Here is a 19,383-nt window from a genome sequence, read left to right as displayed (position 1 = left end):
TTTTCGACAATGTGGCGACGTTGCGGAAATCGTTTCCGATATGTGGGACGCCCCTATATATGGGACGGAAATCATGGCGGGACCAGAAATGCAGGATAACGAAGACAAGCAGGAACAGGGCGTCAAGGGCACGCAGACCCTGATGCGGGCGCTGGACATCATGGACGAGGTGATCGATGGACCGATCCGCGCCGCCGACCTCGCCCGCAAGCTGGGCATGAGCAAGACCACCGCGCACCGGCTGGTCCAGGCGCTGAAATCGCGCGACTATCTGGCGGTGACGCGCAATGGCTTCGCGCTCGGCCCCAAGCTGTTGCAGTTGGGCGTGCTGGCGACCGAACAGATCGACTATGTCCGCGTTGCCCGCCCGTTCATGGAGTTGCTGTCGGAAAAGACCGGATTCTGTGTGTTCGTGGGCAAACGCGAAGGCGATTGGTCGCGCCATCTGGACCGGGCCACCGGCTCTCAACGGCTGCGCGTCGCGACCGCGCCGGGCGACCGCCGGCCGATTGCCGAGACGGGCCTAGGCAAGGCACTGCTGCTGGACGAGGATGAGGCAAGCTGGGAACGCCTCTATGTCGAGGCCAAGGGGGGCGACGTCAGCCGGGCGCAGATCGATGCCTATATTGCCGAGATGCGGATTCACAAGACGCGCGGCGAGGTGCTGCACGACAGCGAACTGGGCGATGGCGTACGGTCGATCGCGGTGCCGGTGCGCGATGCCAAGGGCCAGATCTGCGTCGCGATCTCGATCGCCAGCGCCGCCCATTATCTGACCGACGACGTCCGCCCGGCGCTGGCCGAGCAGGTGATGCGGTCGGCCGAGCAGATCAGCGCCGCCGTGGGCTTTAGCGGCCAGCGCTGACCGCTCACCCCAATAAAGAAAATGGGCGCGATCACCGATGGTGACCGCGCCCTTTAAGTTTGGGGAGGACCGGGAAATTACATGCGGTAGTTGACGCCCACGGTGAAGGTCCGGCCGATGCGCGTCTCGAACAGCGTGTCCTTGCGGACGCTGTCGACATAGAGGCGGTTCTGTTCGTCGGTGAGGTTGGTCGCCTCCACGATGATCTTGAACCGGTCGTTGATATTGTACGAAGCCGAAGCATCGACGAACAAGGTCGGATCATTGCCCAGCAGGTCGCTGCCCGGCGAGGCCGGGATGCCGCGAATGAAGCCGTCGCGCCAGTTGACCGTGCTGCGGATGCTGAACTTGCTGTCTTCATAATAAAGCGTACCCGACGCCGTATTCTTGGACAGGCCAATGAGATCGTTGGTCGTCGTCGTCGTGCAGACACCACCCGCACTGGTCAGGCAGTAATCGATCTTCGAGGTGACATGGGTGTAGTTGGCCAGTGCGCCGAAATGGCTGATGAAGCCACCGCCCAGGAAGTCGAAGGGAATCTGGGCGTTGAGTTCAATGCCCTTGAGCGGGCCACCCGGCGTGTTGGTCGGCTGCGAAACGCTGAACAGTTCGTCGGGCTGGGTATTGGTGCCGATCAGCAGCGCGTCGGGCAGGCCGAGCTGGTTGAACGGGATCAGCGTCGTCACATTCTGGATATAGGATTTGATATCCTTGTAGAAGAAGGCCGCCGACAGCAGCGCGCCGGGGCGGAAATACCATTCCACCGCCGCGTCGAAGGTATTGGCCCGGATCGGCGACAAATTGGCATTGCCGATGCTGCCGTTGCGGGTGGTGGCATTGACGCTGCGGGTCGGGGTCAGCGAGGCCAGTTCTGCACGGGCCAGGGTCTTGGCCGCCGAGAAGCGGAACAGCAGATTGTCGATCGGTTCGATCACGACGTTCGCCGAGGGCAGCCAGTCTTCATATTTGTTGGTCACGCCCAGAAAGGCCCCGGTGATGCCGGTCGGCGAGCTGGCGAGCGGGATGGCATTATAGCCCGAGGAGAATTGGTCGGTGCTGACATAGCGCACGCCCGCATCGCCGCGCAGGCCGAAGCCGACCGCATCGCTGAGGTCGAAATTGCCCATGACATAGGCGCTGACCACATCCTCGCGCACGCGGTTGCTGACCGCACCGCATTCGACATAGCAGGGGCGGCTGGCATCCAGGTCGAGCGCATCATAGAGCTTCTGCGGGTCGATCGAGGCCCAGCTGTCCGGCGCGCCGCGGCCCCAGAGCTTGTCGACGCCGCTGATCTGGCGCGTCAGGCTGGCCAGCGAGGTACCGGCAGGCAGGCCCTTCACGATGGTATCGGCGGTATAATAGTTGGTGGTCTTGAGCGTGAAGTCGCTCTGGCGATACTGGGCGCCGGCCTTCAGCGTCAGCGCGGGCGAGACGGTCCAGGCGAAGTTGAGTTCTGCCGTGGTGCCCTTGGTCCGGTTGGTCGAAGGCTTGCCCTGCAGGCTGAAGCCACCCAGCACGGTGCCGTCGGCGCGGCCCGGCGCGAAGTTGAAGTTGGTCGGATCCGACACATCGAAACCGAAGCCGAGCAGCGGGGTCGAGCCGCCGTCACGATAGTCGATCGAGAAATTGTCGGTATCGATCGCATCCATGAAATATTGCAGGCGCTGGCGTTCCGTCCACTTCGAGTCGTTCATGCCGAACAGACCGGTCACCTCGAAATTGTCGGTGAAGCGGTGTTTGAAGTTCAGGTTGGCCTGCTTGAAAGTGGTGACGAAATCGTCACGCAGCCCTTCCGAACGGACGTCGACGCCGTCAAACAAGCCATAGACCAGGCCGCCTTCCGGCGTCAGATCGACATCCTTGATCGAGGTCATCGGCTGGCCATTGTTCGAGGCCGAACGGCCGAAACTGATCGCCTCAATATAATTGTCGTTCCGCACGACATGGAACCGCGAGTAGAGGGTATCGACCGAGATATCGGTATCGTCGTCCGGCTGGAACTGCAGCGACAGCGTGCCGCCGATGCGTTCCTGCTTCTGGGTCGAGTTCAGATAGCGCGGAATGCGCGGGAAGAAAGCGCCGCTGCCCGCTGCATTGGGCATGTCGTCGCGGCGCGCGTCGAACACGGTCTGATAAGCGTCAGCGTTGCTCGTGCGGGGATTGCCGGTCGAGCAATTGGCCGCATCGGTACCCTTGAGCACATTATTGGCCGGGTTTTGCGGCGCGAAGCCCAGGGGCGAGCAGAAGCCACCATTGGTGTTCGCCGACAGGATGTCGACCGCCGAATAGCCCACTTCGCGAATGTTGCGCTTCTGATAGGCCAGCGAGGCGAGGACGCCGAAGCGGCCATCGTCGAACTTCTTGCCGACCAGCAGCGAGGCGCGCGGGTCAAACTTCTTCGACAGTTCATTATAGACGCCGCGCGCGGTCGCCGCGAGGACGAAATCCTCCTTCTGGTCGAGCGGCTTGGGTGCGGTCAGATCGACCGTGGCGCCAAGCGATCCTTCCTCGACATCGGCCGAGGGCGTCTTGCGGACCGACAGGGCGGAGAAGATTTCGGTCGAGAAGACGTTGAAGTCGAAGCTGCGGCCATTATTGCCGCCACCATAGATGTCGGACGAGCCGGTCTGGGCCGAACCTTCCATGCCGTTGATGCGGACGCGAGTGAAGGCCGCGCCAAGGCCACGGACGGAGATGTTCCGGCCTTCGCCGCCATCGCCGCGCGCCAGCGCCACGCCGGGCACCCGCTGCATCGATTCGGCAAGGTTGGAGTCGGGGAACTTGCCGATGTCTTCGGCAACGATCGAGTCGACGGCTGCAGCTTCCTTACGCTTCATGCTGAGCGCGTTGTTGAGCGAGGCGCGGAAGCCGGTGACGACGATATCGGCGGTTTCCTGGTCAGGCTGCGCCTGCGGTGCCTGTTCCTGCGCATAGGCCGGCGCGCCCGCCATCATGGCAACGGCGAGTGCGATCACCGACGAACGGCGCGCGGACGCAATACGGCTGTAATGCTCGATCATGACTTCCTCCCCAATGTTCCGACCCTCGCCGGCATTCCCACTATGTGAAATTTTGTGTCACACTATATTATATTTCACCTCATTTCCACAAAAATCATAATATGAGCGCAAGTACCACTATGTGGGCGTAATTCATGCTGATTGCCCGGCATCAGGGAGGGATTGACCAAAATTTTTTCCCTATATATGGATCATGCTATCAATTTATGAGACCGATCCCATCGTGATCGCGACCGGATTCCGACTTCCGCCTCTGCACGGGCGGTTTTCTTGGGGGAGCGCGTCTTGGCGCGCTCCCCTATTTGTCCCGCTCAGGATGTTTGTGTCATGCCGCTCAGCACCAGCCTTGCCCTGATCCTGATGGCAGGATCCTCCATCGCCACGCCGCAATCCTTCGACCTGTCATCGCGCAGCGCCGACAGGCAGACGCCCTATCAGACCGGTGGCCATGGTGTGGAGCCAGGCAGCACGGACGATGATTTCCTGTTTTCGGTGGCCGTGCCCGACGGCACCTATCGAGTGACGCTGAAGCTGGGAGACCGCAAGGCAGCCGGCGAAACCACGGTGAAGGCCGAAGCACGGCGGCTGATGCTGCGCAATGTCGCGACCAAGAAGGGGCAGTTCGTCGAGCGGCAGTTCCTGGTCAATGTCCGCAGCCCTGCCTTGCCCCCACCACCCGCCAATGCGCCGGGCGGGACAATGGTGCGGATCACACCAGGAGATGCGCGCGAATATACGTGGGACGACCGGCTGACGCTGGAATTTCTGGGCAAGCCGCAGGTCGCGTCGGTGACGATCGAGCCGGTGAGCGCGCCGACCCTTTTCCTGGCGGGCGATTCGACCGTGACCGACCAGGCGGCCGAACCGGCGGCGAGCTGGGGCCAGATGCTGCCGGCGATGCTGGACGGGACGGTTGCGGTCGCCAACCATGCCAAGTCGGGCGCGACGCTCAAATCCTTCCTGACCGACCTGCGCTTCGACAAGCTGCTGTCGGCGGTGAAGCCGGGCGACTGGCTGTTCATCCAGTTCGGCCATAATGACCAGAAGCAGGAATGGCCGCAAACCTATGCCGATGCGGCGACCACCTACCCCGCCTATCTGCGGGCCTACATCGCCGAGGCGCGGCGGCGCGGCGCCCATGCGGCGCTGGTGACGTCACCCGAGCGACGCAATTTCGACGAGAGCGGCCGCATCAAGGATACGCTGGGCAGCTATGCCGATGCGGTGCGCAAACTGGCGGCCGAGGAACGGGTGCCGCTGATCGACCTCAATGCCGACAGCCGGGCCATTTATGAGGCGCTGGGACCGCAGGTCGCGCCGACCGCCTTCAATGATGGCGGCAAGGACAAGACCCATCATAATAATTATGGTGCCTGGCTGCTGGCGAGCGCGGTGGCCGAACGGATCAGGGCACAGATCCCCGAACTGGCGCCCCATATCGTCGCCGCGCCCTTCGTGCCCGCCCAGCCGCCGAGCGCCGCGCAGGTGGCAATCGTGCCAAGCCGGGCGCATAGCGATGTGCGGCCGGCGGGCAACTGAGCCATGCTGAAGATGAGCCGGCGCGAGATCAGCCTGGGCCTGGCCGTCGGCGCGCTGCTGGCGCCCGGCACTGCCTTCCCCTTTGCCGGTCATGCGACGCGGCGGTTCGACGTGCGCGATCATGGCGCGCGCGGCGACGGCATGGCGATCGACAGCGATGCGATCAATGCGGCGATCCTGGCCGCGTCGCAGGCAGGGGGCGGCACGGTGCTGCTGCCGCGCGGCCGCTATCTCAGTTTCTCGATCCGGCTGAAGAGCCATGTCACTTTGGTCATTGGCGACGGCGCGGTGATCGAGGCGGCCGATCCGGCGCGCCATGCCGGCCGCTATGACCTGCCCGAGAACGGGATCGACCAGCTTTATCAGGATTTCGGCCATAGCCATTGGCATAACAGCCTGATCTGGGGCGAGGATCTGGTCGAGGTCGCGATTCTTGGCCCCGGCATGATCCATGGCCTGGGCCTGACCCGCGACGGGCCGGGCGCGCGCTGGAAGAAGCAGGCGGGCGAACGGCCGCTGTCGATGCGCGGGATGAGCGACGCGCAGATTGCCGAACTGGAGCCCGATGCCGCGAAGATGAATGGCCTTGGCAACAAGGCGATCGCGCTGAAAAACGGCCGAAACATTCATTTGAGCGGCTTTTCGATCCTGAAAGGCGGGCATTTCGCGATCATCGCGACCGGTACGCAGCAATTGCGCATCGACAATCTGGCAATCGATACCGAGCGCGACGGCATCGACCTAGACTGCGTGCGCGACGTGGTGGTGGAACGCTGTCGGGTCAATTCCCCCAATGACGACGGCATCGTCGTCAAGAGCAGCTATGCGCTGGGCCGCGCGATCGCGGCGGAGAATATCCTGATCCGCGACTGCGACGTCTCCGGCTATGACATGGGATCGATGCTGGATGGCACGAAGCGCACCACGCAGCAGATCGCGCCCGACCAGGACCGGGTCACCGGCCGGATCAAGCTCGGCACCGAAAGCAATGGTGGCTATCGCAATATCCGGATCGAGGATTGCCGCTTCACCCGCTGTCGCGGGCTGGCGCTGGAAACCGTCGACGGCGGGGTAATGGAACATATCGTCGCGCGGCGGCTGACGATGCGCGAGGTGACGACGGCGCCGATCTTCCTGCGCATCGGCGACCGGCGGCGCGGGCCGGACGGCACCGGTATCGGCGCGATCAACGGGGTCGAGATCAGCGAGGTCGATGCGCGCGGGATCGATCATAGATTTGCCGCAAGCATTGCCGGCCTGCCGGGCCATCCGGTGCGCGACGTGACGCTGCGCGACGTGCATCTGGCCTATCAGGGCGGCGGCACGGCGCAGGATGCGGCGCGCAGGCCCGCCGAACTGGCCGATGCCTATCCCGAACCCAGCATGTTCGGTGTGCTGCCCAGCTGGGCACTCTGGGCGCGCCATGCCGAGCGGCTGACGATCGAGCGCTTTTCCGCCGAGACGGCGACGCCCGACGCGCGGCCGCCCGCCCTGTTCGACGATGTGGCGGGCCTGACGATCCGCAACAGTCCGATCCTGGCGCGCTGAACCAGCATCGTCCCACCCATTCTTAGCATTTGACGAACATGTGGGACGATGTTACCCAAATATCGGTTTCGAGTTCCATAATATGGTTCACAGGGGAGAGCCGATGTCCGTCCACGCCTTCAAGATGCAGCTCAAGCCCGGCGTGGTCGCGGAATATCGCAAGCGCCATGACGAGATCTGGCCCGAGCTGTCGGCGCTGCTGACCGAATCGGGCATCCATGACTATTCGATCTTCCTGGACGAAGAGACGCTGAGCCTGTTCGCGGTACTGAAGCTGCGCGAGGACAACAGCCGCGATAGCCTGCCCGACCATCCGGTGATGAAGCGCTGGTGGGACTATATGGCGCCGCTGATGGAGGTGCAGCCAAGCAACCAGCCCAAGGAATGGCCGCTGCCGCTGCTGTTCCACATGGATTGAGTGCAGGAACAGGCTGACATCCATGCGTAGCTTTATCGCCGCCCTCGCCCTTGGCACCATGCTGGCCACGCCTGCGCTTGCGCAGCAGGCCAAGCCCACCGCCAACCTGTCCGCGCCGGTCAAGACGTTCGGCCGCGTATCTTACGATGCGCGATCGCTGATGATCGACGGCAAGCGGATGGTGATCTGGTCGTCGGAATTCCACCATTTCCGCCTGCCCTCGCCCGATCTGTGGCGCGACATCCTGCAGAAGATGAAGGCGAGCGGCTTCAACAGCGTCGCCGTCTATTTCGACTGGGGATTCCACAGCCCGAAAAAGGGCGTGTATGATTTCAGCGGCATCCGCGACATCGACCGGCTGCTGACGATGGCGGAGGAGGAAGGCCTCTACGTCATCACCCGCGCCGGCCCCTATGTGAATGCGGAACTGTCGCGCGGCGGTTTCCCCGGATGGCTGGTCAACCAGCGCGCCCGTGCCCGCACCGACGATCCCGATTATATGGCGGCGGCCGACGAATGGCTGACGAAGGTCAACGCGATCATCGCCAAGCACCAGATCAACAATGATCCTGCCCGCAAATATGGCGTGATCCTGCACCAGATCGAAAATGAGCTGGCGATGACCACGCCCGCCCAGCGCCGCTACATGGATCATCTCTATGCCAAGGCGCGAGCCGACGGCATCACCGTGCCGCTGTTCCACAATGACCAGGGCCGCAACGGCTATTGGGCGCCGGAAAGCAGCAAGGTGGACAAGGTCGTCCATGGCCCCAACGACATGTATGCGTTCGATGGCTATCCCGGCGGCACCTGCACCGTGGACGGCAAGCCGACGCGCGGATCGGCCGCGCCCGACTGGGGCTATTATGGTCCCGGCGGCGCCAAGGGCGGCGCTTCGGCCTCGCCCGATACGCCCGGCTTCCTGGCCGAGTTTGGCGGCGGCTGGTTCGACTATTGGGGTTCGAACGGCGGCTATGAGTGCAACGCGATCCAGCGTGGCAAGCGGTTCCAGCGGGTCTTCTATGGCACGAACCTGGCCAATGGCATCGGCATCCAGAGCTTCTACATGGGCTATGGCGGCACGAGCTGGGGCTGGCTGCCCGCGCCGGTGGTGTTCAGCAGCTATGATTATGGCTCCGCCATTTCCGAGCCGCGCGAAATTCGCGAGAAGGCGCTGGAGATGAAGCAGCTGGGCGGCCTGATCGCTTCCGTCCCCGACATGGCCGGCATGATCCCGGCCGGTACGCCGGAAATCAGCTCGCCCAATATCCAAGTCTATCACAACAAGAGCCCGGAAACGGATGCGCGCTTCCTGATGGTGACGCACAAGCCGTCCAACGGGCAAACCAGCGACAGCTTCAGCTTCACCGCCGATCTGCCCGACGGCCGCTATACCGTGCCGATGCAGCTCAATGGCTTTGACGCCAAATGGCTGGTCGCCGGCGTCACGCTGGGCGGACAACGGCTGGTCTATTCCAGTTCCGAACTCCAGTCGGCGCAGCAGATCGACGGCAACGACCTGATCCTGCTCTATGGCCGCGCCGGCGAGCCGGGCGAGACGGTGCTGCGCTTTGCAGCCGCACCCAAGGTGACGGTGCTGGAAGGACAGGCGCGCAGCACGTTCGATGCGGCCAAGGGCGACCTGAAGCTGGATTACAGCCATCAGGGCCGCGCCGTGCTGCGGATCGAGGGGGGCGGGCGTCCGCCGCTGACCCTGATCCTGGCCGATGAGGCCGAGGGCGCGCGCTACTGGCGCGAGAAGGACTTGCTGGTGCGCGGGCCGGCGCTGGTACGCAGTGGTGTCGCCAAGGGCGGTTCGCTGGTGCTGGCCGGCGACACGGCTGAGGCCAGCCCGCTCGAAATCTGGGCGCCAAACGCGGTCCGCTCGGTCAGCTGGAACGGCGCGAAGGTGACGACGAAGGCGACAGCCATCGGCAGCATCGCTGCCGTCCAGCCGCTTGCCGGCCCGGCCGATGTCATACTGCCGGCGCTGACCGACTGGCGCATGGCGCAGGGGTCGCCCGAGGCGCAGCCCGGTTTCGACGACAGCGGCTGGCAGGCGATCGACAACCGGTCCTATGCCAGCATCACCGCCAAGCCCGACGGCCAGCCCAATATGCTGATGGATGCCTATGGCTTCCATGACGGCGATGTCTGGTATCGCGGCCGTTTCACCGGGTCGCCCGATGCCAGGGCGCTGTCGCTTTATTATGGCGCGGGCGGTTCGGGACTGGTGCAGGCCTGGGTCGACGGCCAGTTCCTGGGCGAAGGCGAGACGCCCGGCGGCCTGCCCCGGCCGATCACCACCGGCACGGCACGCTTCGCCCTGCCGGCGGACGCGCAGGCGGCGGGCGAGCATGTCCTTTCCGTCATGGTCCGCAACAATGGCCATAATTGGGATCTGGACAGCGACGATTTCCACAAGGAAGCGCGCGGTCTGATCTCCGCATCGCTGGAGGGCGGTCCGAGCGGGCGCAGCTTCGCGGTGCCGATCAGCTGGAAGATTCAGGGCAAGCAGGGCGGCGAGGATCTGCCCGATGTCGCCCGTGGTCCGGCAAATAATGGCGGCCTCTATGGCGAGCGGATGGGCTGGCACCTGCCCGGCTTCAACGATGCCGGCTGGGCCAAGGCCAGCGTGCCCGCGACCCAGGCGGCGGCCGGGACGAGCTGGTATCGCACCAGCTTTGCCCTCTCCGTCCCCAAGGGGCAGGACGCGACCATTGGCCTGAGCTTCGGCGACGCCACCAAGCCGCGTTCGCCGGTCCGTTACCGTGTGCTGATCTTCATCAATGGCTGGAACATGGGGCAATTCATCGCCCATGTCGGGCCGCAACGCACCTTCCCCATCCCCGAAGGCATCCTGAACCACAGGGGCCAGAACCATGTCGCGCTGGCCGTCACGTCCGACGGTCAGCCGGGCGATGCGCTCGAAACCGTGCGCCTCGTCACCCTACGCAATGTGAAAGGCGGTCTGCCGGTGCAGATGGTGACCGCGCCAAACGCACCTTCAGACCTCAAGGAGACCAAGTAAGTGGCCGCTCTCACCCATGATGTACCGCGCCAGCAGGTCGTCGAATCCATCGACCGGCTGATGGACAATCTCGTCAATATCAAGGACGAGACCGGCGAATTCCTGCTCCATCTGGAAGATGGCCGCATCATCGACACCAAGGGCTGGGCCGGATGGGAATGGACCCATGGCGTCGGCCTGTTCGGCATGTGGCGCTATTTCGAGCAGACCGGCGACCAGAAGGCGCTGGGCATCATCAAGCAGTGGTTCGAGGATCGCTTTGCCGAAGGCACGCCGACCAAGAATATCAACACGATGGCCCCGTTCATCACGCTGGCCTATCTGTATGAATATGAGCCCGATCCGCGCTACATCCCCTATCTGGACGTCTGGGCCGAATGGCTGATGGCGGCCGATGGCCTGCCCAAGACCGAGGAAGGCGGGTTCCAGCACATCGTCTATAATGACGAAAATCCGGGCGAAATGTGGGACGACACGCTGATGATGTCGGTGCTGCCGCTGGCCAAGATCGGCCTGCTGCTGGACCGCCCGGCCTATATCGAGGAAGCCAAGCGCCAGTTCCTGGTCCATATCAAATATCTGTTCGACAAGAAGACCGGCCTGTGGTTCCACGGCTGGGACTTTAACGGTCGCCACAATTTCGCCGAAGCGCTGTGGGCGCGCGGCAATTGCTGGGTGACGATCGCCATCCCCGAGATCATCGAGATACTGGACCTGAAGGAAGGCGATTTCTTCCGCACCTTCCTGATCGACACGCTGGCCGCCCAGGTGAAGACGCTGGCAGAGACGCAGGACGCCGAAACCGGCCTGTGGCACACGCTGATCGTCGATCCGACCAGCTATCTGGAAGCATCGGCCACCGCCGGCTTTGCCTATGGCATCCTGAAGGCCGTGCGAAAGGGCTATCTGCCGCGCCATTATGAAGAAGTCGGCATCAAGGCCGTGCGCGGCGTGCTCGCCAATATCGACGAGACCGGCGAGCTGCAGCAGGTGAGCTTCGGCACGGCGATGGGCGACACGATGCAGTTCTACAAGGACATCGCGCTTACCTCCATGCCCTATGGCCAGAGCCTGGCCATGTGCGCACTCGGCGAGTTCCTGCGCACCTATATCTGAGTCACGGGACACGGGGATCGAGGGGTAAATGGAAGGACCGATCGATCGCCGTTTCCTGCTGAAAGGTGCCGCCGGCATATCCATGCTGGCGGCACTACCCGCCTTCGGCCGCGCCCTGCCCCAGGGCATAATGAATGTCCGCGATTTCGGCGCGAAGGGCGATGGCAGCCATATCGACAGCCCGGCGATCGACCGGGCGATCGCCTATGCCGCGGAGCGCGGCGGCGGGACCGTCTATGTGCCCCCCGGCAGCTATGCCAGCTATACCATACACCTGAAGAGCAACATCACCCTGTGGCTGGACCGGGGCGCCACCCTGCTGGCGGCATCGGTGCCGCTGACCGGCCTGGCCGACGGAGGCTATGACGCGGCCGAGCCGCAGGATCCGGCGATCGCGCCCTATCAGGATTATGGCCATAATCACTGGCGCAACAGCCTGATCCATGGCGAAGGGCTGCATGATATCGCGATCTGCGGCGACGGGCTGATCTGGGGCAAGGGGCTGAGCCGGGGCCATCCCGACAAGGACCGGCCGGCCGCCGAACTGCCCGGCGTCGGCAACAAGGCGATCGCGCTCAAGAATTGCCGCAATGTCGCGCTGCGGGACTTTTCGATCCTGGAGGGCGGGCATTTCGCGCTGCTGGCCACCGGGGTCGACAATCTGCTGATCGACAACCTCACCGTCGACACCAACCGCGACGGCTTCGACATCGACTGCTGCCGCAATGTGCGGGTCAGCAACTGCACGCTCAACACCCCCTATGATGACGCGATCGTGCCCAAGTCCAGCTATGCGCTGGGCTATCCGCGCGCGACCGAGAATGTGACCATCACCAACTGCCATGTCAGCGGCTCCTATGTCGTCGGCACGCTGCTGGACGGGACGTTCCGGCCGCTGGCGCGCAATCGCGACACCTGGCTGCTGGGACGGATCAAGTGCGGCACCGAAAGCAATGGCGGGTTCAAGAATATCGCGATCAGCAATTGCGTGTTCGACCAATGCTGGGGGCTGGCGCTGGAGACGGTGGACGGCGCGGTGATGGAGGATGTGACGATCAGCAACATCGCCATGCGCGGCTGTCACAGCCCGGCCCTGTTCCTGCGGCTGGGCCGGCGGATGCGCGGGCCGGCCGGCGCGGCGGTGGGATCGATGCGGCGCGTGCTGATCGACAATGTCACCTGCCAGAGCGGGGCGATGCTGCCATCGATCATCGCGGGCGTGGCCGGCCATCGGATCGAGGATGTCCAGATCAGCAATATCTTCATCGACCAGCCGGGCGGCGGCGACGCGGCGATGGCGGCGATCGATCCACCGGCCAAGGAAGAGGATTATCCCGATCCCGACCGGTTCGGGCCTCTGCCGGCGAGTGGCTTCTTCATTCGCCATGCGCGCAATGTGGACCTGAGCCATGTCGAGGTGCGGACACGGACGGCGGACGCCCGGCCCGCCTTCTGGCTGAAACATGTCGAGGGGTTTGATGGGTCCCATCTGAAGATGCCGGGCGGCGCGGGCGCCTTCCGGCTGGAGAATGTGACCGGCTTTCGCAGCAGCGCGATCCGCGACCTGCCCGACCGGCGGATCGACACGGTCGACATGGTGCATTTCTGATGCGCTGGTGGCTGGCGCTGCTGCTGCTCGGCGCGACGCCGGCGCAAGCGGCGGACTGGGTGCGATCGGTGGCGCAGCGGGGGGATTTTCCGCTGGTGGCGCAGGGGCAGGCGGCGCGGATCGTCACCGACCCGGCCGACGACACCGTGGTGCGGATCGCCGCCGGGGATCTGAAACAGGATATTGGCCGGGTGACCGGCGCGGCCGAGGGCGACGCGGCGCAGGTGTGGATCGGCACGCTGGGCCATAATGAAGCGATCGACCGGCTGGTGGCGGACAAGCGGATCGACGTTGCGAAGCTGAAGGGCGCGTGGGAGAGCTTCCTGATCCTGCCGGTCGAGCGGCCGGCGCCCGGCGTGGCGCGGGCACTGCTGATCATCGGCAGCGACCGGCGCGGCACCGCCTATGGCGCCTATGAGCTGTCGCGCGCGATCGGCGTGTCGCCCTGGCACTGGTGGGCGGACGTCACGCCGCTGCATCGCGATGCGCTTTATGTCGCGAAGGATGCCCGGCGGTTCGGGCCGCCATCGGTCAAATATCGCGGCATTTTCCTGAATGACGAGGATTGGGGGCTGGTGCCCTGGGCGGCGGGGAACCATGCGCCGGACGAGAAGCCCCTCGGGCCGAAAACTTATGCACAGGTTTTCGAGCTGCTGCTGCGGCTGAAGGCCAATCTTCTGTGGCCGGCGATGCACAAGGTGACGACGCCCTTCAATGCCGACCCGGCCAATGCGGCGCTGGCCGGTCGCTACGCCATCATCATGGGGTCGAGCCATGCCGAGCCGATGCTGCGCAACAATGTCGGCGAATGGACGGCCCCAGCGGAGGATTTCGATTATCTCAAGAACCCCGACGGAGTGCGGCGCTACTGGGACGAGCGGGTGCGCAGCAATGCCCGTTATGAGAGCATCTGGACGCTGGGGATGCGCGGCATCCATGACAGCGGCATGGTCGGGCCGAACACGGTCGAGGAGCGGCGCGCCACGCTGGAGCGGATCTTTGCCGATCAGCGGGCGATGCTGGCCAGGGCCGGTGCGGCCGACGCGCCGCAGGTCTTCACGCCTTACAAGGAAGTGCTGGACGTCTATCGCGCGGGCCTCAAGGTGCCCGACGATGTGACGCTGATGTGGCCGGACGATAATTTCGGCTATATCCGCCACTTCCCCGATGCCGCCGAGCGGGCGCGCAAGGGCGGGTCGGGCGTCTATTATCATCTCTCCTATCTGGGCGCGCCGCTATCCTACCTATGGTTATCCACAACCCCGCCGGCGCTGATCCGGGAGGAAATGGGGCGCGCCTGGGATGCCGGCGCGCGGCAGGTCTGGGTCGCCAATGTCGGCGACTTGAAGCCGGCGGAACTGGCCATCGACTATTTTCTGAGCCTCGCCTGGGCTGTGGATAAAGTGCGGGCAAAGCCTGTGGATAAGTTTGTGGAAGACTGGGCGGCGGAGAATGTCGACGGTGCGCAGGCGTCCGCCATTGCCGGGATATTGCGCGATTATCACCGGCTGAATTTCGCCCGGCGGCCCGAGCATCTGCAGTGGAATCTGCCTGTGGATAAGTATCGGCAAAGCCCGCTGACGATCGGCGAGGCGGATGAACGGCTGGCGGCGTTCGCGGCGATGGAGACGGCGCTGGCGACAATCGAGCCGGCGATCCCGGCCGAGCGGCGCGACGCTTTCTATGAATTGCTGGCCTATCCGGTGCGGGCATCGGCGGCGGCCAACCGGCGCTTCTTCGCAGCCGAGGCGCATGACCGGTTGCGCGACAGCGACCTGGCCGAGGCGACGCGGCGCGGGATCATCGCGCATGAAGCGGACAGCGAAATTGACAGGCTGACGGCCTATTATAACCGCACGCTGGCGAGCGGAAAATGGCGCGGAATCATGGCGGTGGAGCCGGCGGACGGGCAATGGCGCAGCTATCGCCAGACGCCGGTGATCCTGCCGCCGGTCGATGCGCTGGCGCCGCCGGCCGGACCGGCAAAGGCGCAGCCAGCCGCCCCTGCCCTGCCGCTGCTGACGCCGGACCGATTCGCCGGATGGAGGCGCGTGGAGGGGCTGGGCCGCCATGGCGCGATGCTGGCGCCGAGTGGGAAGAGCGGGGCCAGCCGCGCGACGATCGACCTGCCGCCGGGCGAATGGACCGTGCTTGTGGATATCTTGCCGACCTATGCCGACCAGGATGGCGATGCGCTGCACCTGACCATCGGCATCGATGGCGTGACTCAGGCGCTGGAGAGTCGGCGCGAGACCGGCAGTCGCGACTGGGCGATGGGGGTGCTGGACAATCGGGCGACCATGACGTTAACGCAACGACTGAGCGGCGGGCGGCATGTCGTGACGCTGGAGCGCGCCGATCCTGGGGTGCTGATCGAGGCGGTCCGCTTCGTGCCAGCGACCGCAGAAAAGGCCGATGGCAGCTTGCATTAGTCTCATATCGTGTGATAGCCGTTCACTATGTGGCATGCCTTCCGTATGCCCGCGCGCGTCAGAACAAGAGCCCAAGCGCCGATCATTGCCCTAGGCGGAGGACCTGAATTGCCCGAGACTGCCCCATCCACCGCGCGTCCCGTCCGCCTGCAAAATTACCTCGCCTATGGCTCCAACGACGTGCTGGGCGCGGGATCGATGGCGGTCATTTCCGGCTGGGTGCTGATCTTCTACACGCAATTCTGTGGCCTCAGCGCCGGGCAGGCGGCGACGATCTTTGCCGTCGCGCGCATCCTGGACGCCTTCGCCTCCCCCATGATCGGCTATATTTCCGACCATTTCGGCGGCACCTGGCTGGGCCGCAAGTTCGGCCGCCGCCGCTTCTTCATCCTGGCAGCGATCCCGCTGCTGCCGAGCTTCGCGCTGATGTGGCTGCCGGGTCAGGGCTTCTGGTATTATCTGGTCAGCTATGTGCTGTTCGAGTTGGTCTATGCGATGGAGATCATTCCGTTCGAGACCCTGGCCGCAGAAATGTCGACCGACTATCGCACCAAGGCGAAGTTCGCCGGGTCGCGCATCCTGTTCGGTCAGGCATCGGCGATCCTGGCCGGCTTCCTGCCGCTGTGGCTGATCAACGCGCTGGGCCGCGACAGCGCCGACACCTTCTTCTACATGGGCATCATCTTTGCCGCCCTGTTCATGTTGACGGCGGGGCTGCTCTACCTGTTCAGCTGGGAACGGCATCTGCCCGGATCGGCCGAGGCGATCGGCCAGCATCCGGTCGGCGCGGGCGGGCCGGGACAGGCCTTGAAGGCGCTCTACCGCAACCTGTTTTCCACGATGCGCATCCGCGCCTTCCGCCTGCACCTGGGCATGTATCTGGGCGGCTATATCAGCCAGGACATCTTCAACGCGGCCTTCACCTTCTTCGTGATCTTCGCGCTGGCCGGATCGACGGCGATCGCGTCGGGCCTGCTGGGCACCATGTATATCGTCCAGTTCGTGGCGGTGATCATCGCCATCAACCTGGCGCTGCGGGCGTCGCCGGCCAAGGCCTATCAGGTCGCCGCCGCCGACTTCGCGGTCGGCTGCCTGACGCTGATCGGCCTGTGGTTTGCGGGCGTGCCGGCGACCAGCCCGTGGATCTGGCTGCCGATCATCCTGTGCGGCCTGGGTCGCGGCGCGCTCAACTATATTCCCTGGGCGACCTACAATTATATGGCCGATGTCGACGAGATCGTGACCGGCCAGCGCCGCGAGGGCAGCTTTGCCGGGGTCATGACCTTCGTGCGCAAGGCGACGCAGGCGGCCGCCGTCGCGGGCGTGGGCTTCATCATGCAGGCCGGCGGCTTCGTGTCGGGCGCGGCGGAACAGAGCCATGGCGCGATCCTGACCATGGCGCTGCTGCTGGGCGTCGGCACGGTCGGCTGTCTGGGGCTGGGCATCTGGGTTTCGACCAAATTCCGCCTGAGCCCGGCGACGCACGATATATTGATGCGCGAGATCGAGCATCTGCGCAGCGGTGCGCGCACGCCGACGTCGCCGGTCGCGGCCGAAGTGGTCGAGGATCTGTCGGGCTGGCGCTATGACCAGTTGTGGGGCCGCAACCCGGTCGCGCAATAAGAGACACAACAAGAAAGGGCGAGGGCATGGCGAAGAGGATGTTGCTGGGTGCGGCGCTGCTGGCGATGGTTGCCGCGACGCCGGCGCAGGCCCAATATTGGTCGCGCAGCTGGATGGCGGCGCCGCTGGTCAACCGCGCCCCGCCCGAGAAGCATCCCGATCTCAACGACCGCACCGTCCGCCAGGTCGTGCGCCTGTCGAGCGGCGGGCAGCGCATCCGCATCCGCCTGTCGAACGAGATGTCGGTCAATCCGCTGCTGGTGGGCAGCGTGCATGTCGCGCTGGCCGGCGATAATGGCGCGATCGTGCCGGGGAGCGACCATGTCGTGACCTTCAACCAGGCGCAGGGCGCAACCATTCCCGCACGCGCACCGCTGCTGAGCGATCCGATCGACCTGACGGTGAAGCCGCTGACCCGGATCACCATTTCCATCCATTTGCCGCAGGGCGCGGCGGATGCGACCGTGCACAGCTATTCGGCAGCGACGACCTGGACCGCGCCGGGCGACCAGACCGGCGCGCAGACGCTGACCAGCCCGACCGTCATTGGGCCGCGCGTGGTGATTTCCGCGGTCGAGGTCGACAATGCCAAGCGCGGCACGGCGATCGTGACGCTGGGCGATTCCATCACCGATGGCGTGCGCGCCACCCCAGACAGCAATCGGCGCTGGCCCGATCTGCTGGCCGAGCGGCTGCAGAAGGCGGGCCGCAAGAGCGTCGGCGTTGCAAATGCCGGGATCAGCGCCAACCGGCTGCTGAGCGAGGCGGATGGCTATAATGCGCTGGCGCGGTTCGACAGCGACGTGCTGGCGGTGCCGGGCGTCACCCATGTCGTCATCCTGGAAGGGGTGAATGACCTGGGCGGGGCGGCGCGCGACAAGCGCCCGATGCTGACGCCACAGACCGTCATCGGCGCCTATCGCCAGATGATCGCGCGGGCGCATGACCGCAATATCAAGGTCATTCTGGCGACCATCCTGCCCTATAAGGGCGCGGGCTATTGGAGCGCGGAGGGCGATGCGGTGCGGATCGCCGTCAATGACTGGATCCGCACGACCAAGGAGGCCGACGGCTTCGTCGACCTGGCCAAGGCGGTGGCCGACCCGGCCGATCCGTCGCGCATGGCCAAGCCCTATGATGTCGGCGATGCGCTGCACCCCAATGATGAAGGCTTCCGCGTCATGGCCGATGCGTTCGACCTGAGGCTGTTCAAATGATCGCGTCGCTGCTGTTGATGGCCGCCGCCGCGAGCGGGCCGGTGGCGCCCAAGCCGCTGTTGCGTGATCCGGTGCATGATGGTGCGGCGGATGCATCGACCGTCTATGACCGCAAGAGCGGCGAATGGGTGATGTTCTACACCAATCGCCGCGCCGACCTGCGGCAAGAGGACGCCAAGGATGTCCGCTGGGTCCATGGCACGGCGATCGGCACGGCGCGGTCGAAGGATGGCGCGAAGTGGCGTTATAGCGGCACCGCGACGATCCCGACCAGTTGCACCGGCGAGACACTGTGGGCGCCCGAGGTTCAGTGGCTGGAAGGCCAGTGGCATATGTGGCTGACGGTGGTGCCGGGCGTCTATCGCGACTGGAATGCGCCGCGCTTCATTGTCCATCTGACCAGCCCGGATTTGAAAAGCTGGACCTGTGGCGAGCGGCTCGACCTCGGCTCCGACCGGGTGATCGACGCCAGCGTGCTGGCGTTGCCGGGCGGGGGCTATCGGCTGTTCTTCAACGACGAGCGTATGAACAAGGCGATCCGCACCGCCGACAGCAGCGACCTGGTTCACTGGAGCGTCAAGGACCGGCTGACCGACACGCCGGGCGAAGGGCCGAAGGCGTTCCGCTGGAAAGGCCGATACTGGCTGATCTCCGACGCGTGGAAGGGGCTGCTGGTGATGCGGTCCGACGACGGGACGCACTGGACGCGCCAGCCGGACTATATCCTCGCGACGCCGGGCAAGGCGCCGACCGACCGGGCCAAGGGCCAGCATCCCGACATCATCGTGTCGGGGGAGCACGCCTATATTCTCTATTTCGTCCACCAGGAGGGCGAGGAGGAAGCCAAGGCCAATCCCGACTGGAAGCGGCGGTCGGTGCTGCAGATCGCCGAACTGACCGAGAAGGACGGCATTATCAGCGTCGATCGGGATGCGCCCACGCATGTCCAACTAAAGCCCTGA

Annotated in this window: 12 protein-coding genes; 11 read left to right on the top strand and 1 reads right to left on the bottom strand. The window is 64.7% G+C overall.

The features are described from left to right. The first annotated feature begins 73 nt into the window (after positions 1 to 73). Positions 74 to 865, top strand: coding sequence for an IclR family transcriptional regulator (locus tag PMI04_RS01165; RefSeq protein ID WP_238535900.1), 792 nt, complete (start codon positions 74 to 76; stop codon positions 863 to 865). Between the two features lie 77 nt (positions 866 to 942). On the opposite strand, the gene PMI04_RS01160 is transcribed toward PMI04_RS01165, so the two are convergent. After that, a complete protein-coding gene (locus PMI04_RS01160) occupies positions 943 to 3,888 on the bottom strand; it encodes a TonB-dependent receptor (protein ID WP_007708714.1) in 2,946 nt (981 codons plus the stop codon). A gap of 327 nt (positions 3,889 to 4,215) precedes the next feature. Here PMI04_RS01160 and PMI04_RS01155 point away from each other — a divergent pair, with 327 nt between their 5' ends. The 10 genes from PMI04_RS01155 to PMI04_RS01110 all read left to right on the top strand — a co-directional run bounded on the left by PMI04_RS01155 (position 4,216) and on the right by PMI04_RS01110 (position 19,383). After that, complete coding sequence (locus PMI04_RS01155; protein WP_007708717.1) at positions 4,216 to 5,427, top strand: rhamnogalacturonan acetylesterase; 1,212 nt, start codon at positions 4,216 to 4,218, stop codon at positions 5,425 to 5,427. A 3-nt stretch (positions 5,428 to 5,430) separates the two neighbouring features. After that, entirely contained in the window at positions 5,431 to 6,975 is a 1,545-nt protein-coding gene (locus PMI04_RS01150; protein ID WP_238535901.1) for a glycosyl hydrolase family 28-related protein, read from the top strand. A 103-nt stretch (positions 6,976 to 7,078) separates the two neighbouring features. Next, positions 7,079 to 7,393 (top strand): L-rhamnose mutarotase, encoded by a 315-nt coding sequence (locus tag PMI04_RS01145; RefSeq protein ID WP_007708728.1) that lies wholly within the window; start codon positions 7,079 to 7,081, stop codon positions 7,391 to 7,393. Positions 7,394 to 7,415: 22 nt separating this feature from the next. Further along, positions 7,416 to 10,424, top strand: coding sequence for a beta-galactosidase (locus tag PMI04_RS01140; RefSeq protein WP_007708730.1), 3,009 nt, complete (start codon positions 7,416 to 7,418; stop codon positions 10,422 to 10,424). Continuing rightward, the gene (locus tag PMI04_RS01135; RefSeq protein WP_007708732.1) at positions 10,425 to 11,540 is read left to right on the top strand and encodes a glycoside hydrolase family 88 protein; all 1,116 of its coding nucleotides are present in this window, start codon (positions 10,425 to 10,427) and stop codon (positions 11,538 to 11,540) included. It abuts the gene before it with no gap. Between the two features lie 28 nt (positions 11,541 to 11,568). Next, positions 11,569 to 13,149, top strand: coding sequence for a glycoside hydrolase family 28 protein (locus PMI04_RS01130; protein WP_007708733.1), 1,581 nt, complete (start codon positions 11,569 to 11,571; stop codon positions 13,147 to 13,149). After that, the gene (locus tag PMI04_RS01125; protein ID WP_007708735.1) at positions 13,149 to 15,581 is read left to right on the top strand and encodes a glycosyl hydrolase 115 family protein; all 2,433 of its coding nucleotides are present in this window, start codon (positions 13,149 to 13,151) and stop codon (positions 15,579 to 15,581) included. Before PMI04_RS01130 ends, PMI04_RS01125 begins: the two co-directional genes overlap by 1 nt. Positions 15,582 to 15,689: 108 nt before the next feature. After that, positions 15,690 to 17,204, top strand: a complete 1,515-nt coding sequence (locus PMI04_RS01120; RefSeq protein ID WP_007708737.1) for an MFS transporter — start codon at positions 15,690 to 15,692, stop codon at positions 17,202 to 17,204. A gap of 26 nt (positions 17,205 to 17,230) precedes the next feature. Further along, on the top strand, positions 17,231 to 18,421 hold the full coding sequence (locus tag PMI04_RS01115) for an SGNH/GDSL hydrolase family protein (RefSeq protein ID WP_007708739.1): 1,191 nt from the start codon (positions 17,231 to 17,233) through the stop codon (positions 18,419 to 18,421). Next, positions 18,418 to 19,383, top strand: a complete 966-nt coding sequence (locus tag PMI04_RS01110) for a hypothetical protein (protein WP_007708741.1) — start codon at positions 18,418 to 18,420, stop codon at positions 19,381 to 19,383. The genes PMI04_RS01115 and PMI04_RS01110 overlap by 4 nt, the downstream gene beginning before the upstream one ends.

The organism is Sphingobium sp. AP49, assembly GCF_000281715.2.
GTDB lineage: Bacteria > Pseudomonadota > Alphaproteobacteria > Sphingomonadales > Sphingomonadaceae > Sphingobium.
The sequence above is the reverse complement of the archived record's forward strand: the minus strand, read 5'-3'. Positions and strand labels throughout refer to the sequence as shown.

Coding starts and splice junctions, on each gene's coding strand:
- PMI04_RS01125 (WP_007708735.1), top strand. CDS start 13,149: ATGCGCTGGTGGCTGGCGCTGCTGCTGCTCGGCGCGACGCCGGCGCAA.
- PMI04_RS01145 (WP_007708728.1), top strand. CDS start 7,079: ATGTCCGTCCACGCCTTCAAGATGCAGCTCAAGCCCGGCGTGGTCGCG.
- PMI04_RS01165 (WP_238535900.1), top strand. CDS start 74: ATGGCGGGACCAGAAATGCAGGATAACGAAGACAAGCAGGAACAGGGC.
- PMI04_RS01110 (WP_007708741.1), top strand. CDS start 18,418: ATGATCGCGTCGCTGCTGTTGATGGCCGCCGCCGCGAGCGGGCCGGTG.
- PMI04_RS01140 (WP_007708730.1), top strand. CDS start 7,416: ATGCGTAGCTTTATCGCCGCCCTCGCCCTTGGCACCATGCTGGCCACG.
- PMI04_RS01130 (WP_007708733.1), top strand. CDS start 11,569: ATGGAAGGACCGATCGATCGCCGTTTCCTGCTGAAAGGTGCCGCCGGC.
- PMI04_RS01115 (WP_007708739.1), top strand. CDS start 17,231: ATGGCGAAGAGGATGTTGCTGGGTGCGGCGCTGCTGGCGATGGTTGCC.
- PMI04_RS01160 (WP_007708714.1), bottom strand. CDS start 3,888: ATGATCGAGCATTACAGCCGTATTGCGTCCGCGCGCCGTTCGTCGGTG.
- PMI04_RS01155 (WP_007708717.1), top strand. CDS start 4,216: ATGCCGCTCAGCACCAGCCTTGCCCTGATCCTGATGGCAGGATCCTCC.
- PMI04_RS01150 (WP_238535901.1), top strand. CDS start 5,431: ATGCTGAAGATGAGCCGGCGCGAGATCAGCCTGGGCCTGGCCGTCGGC.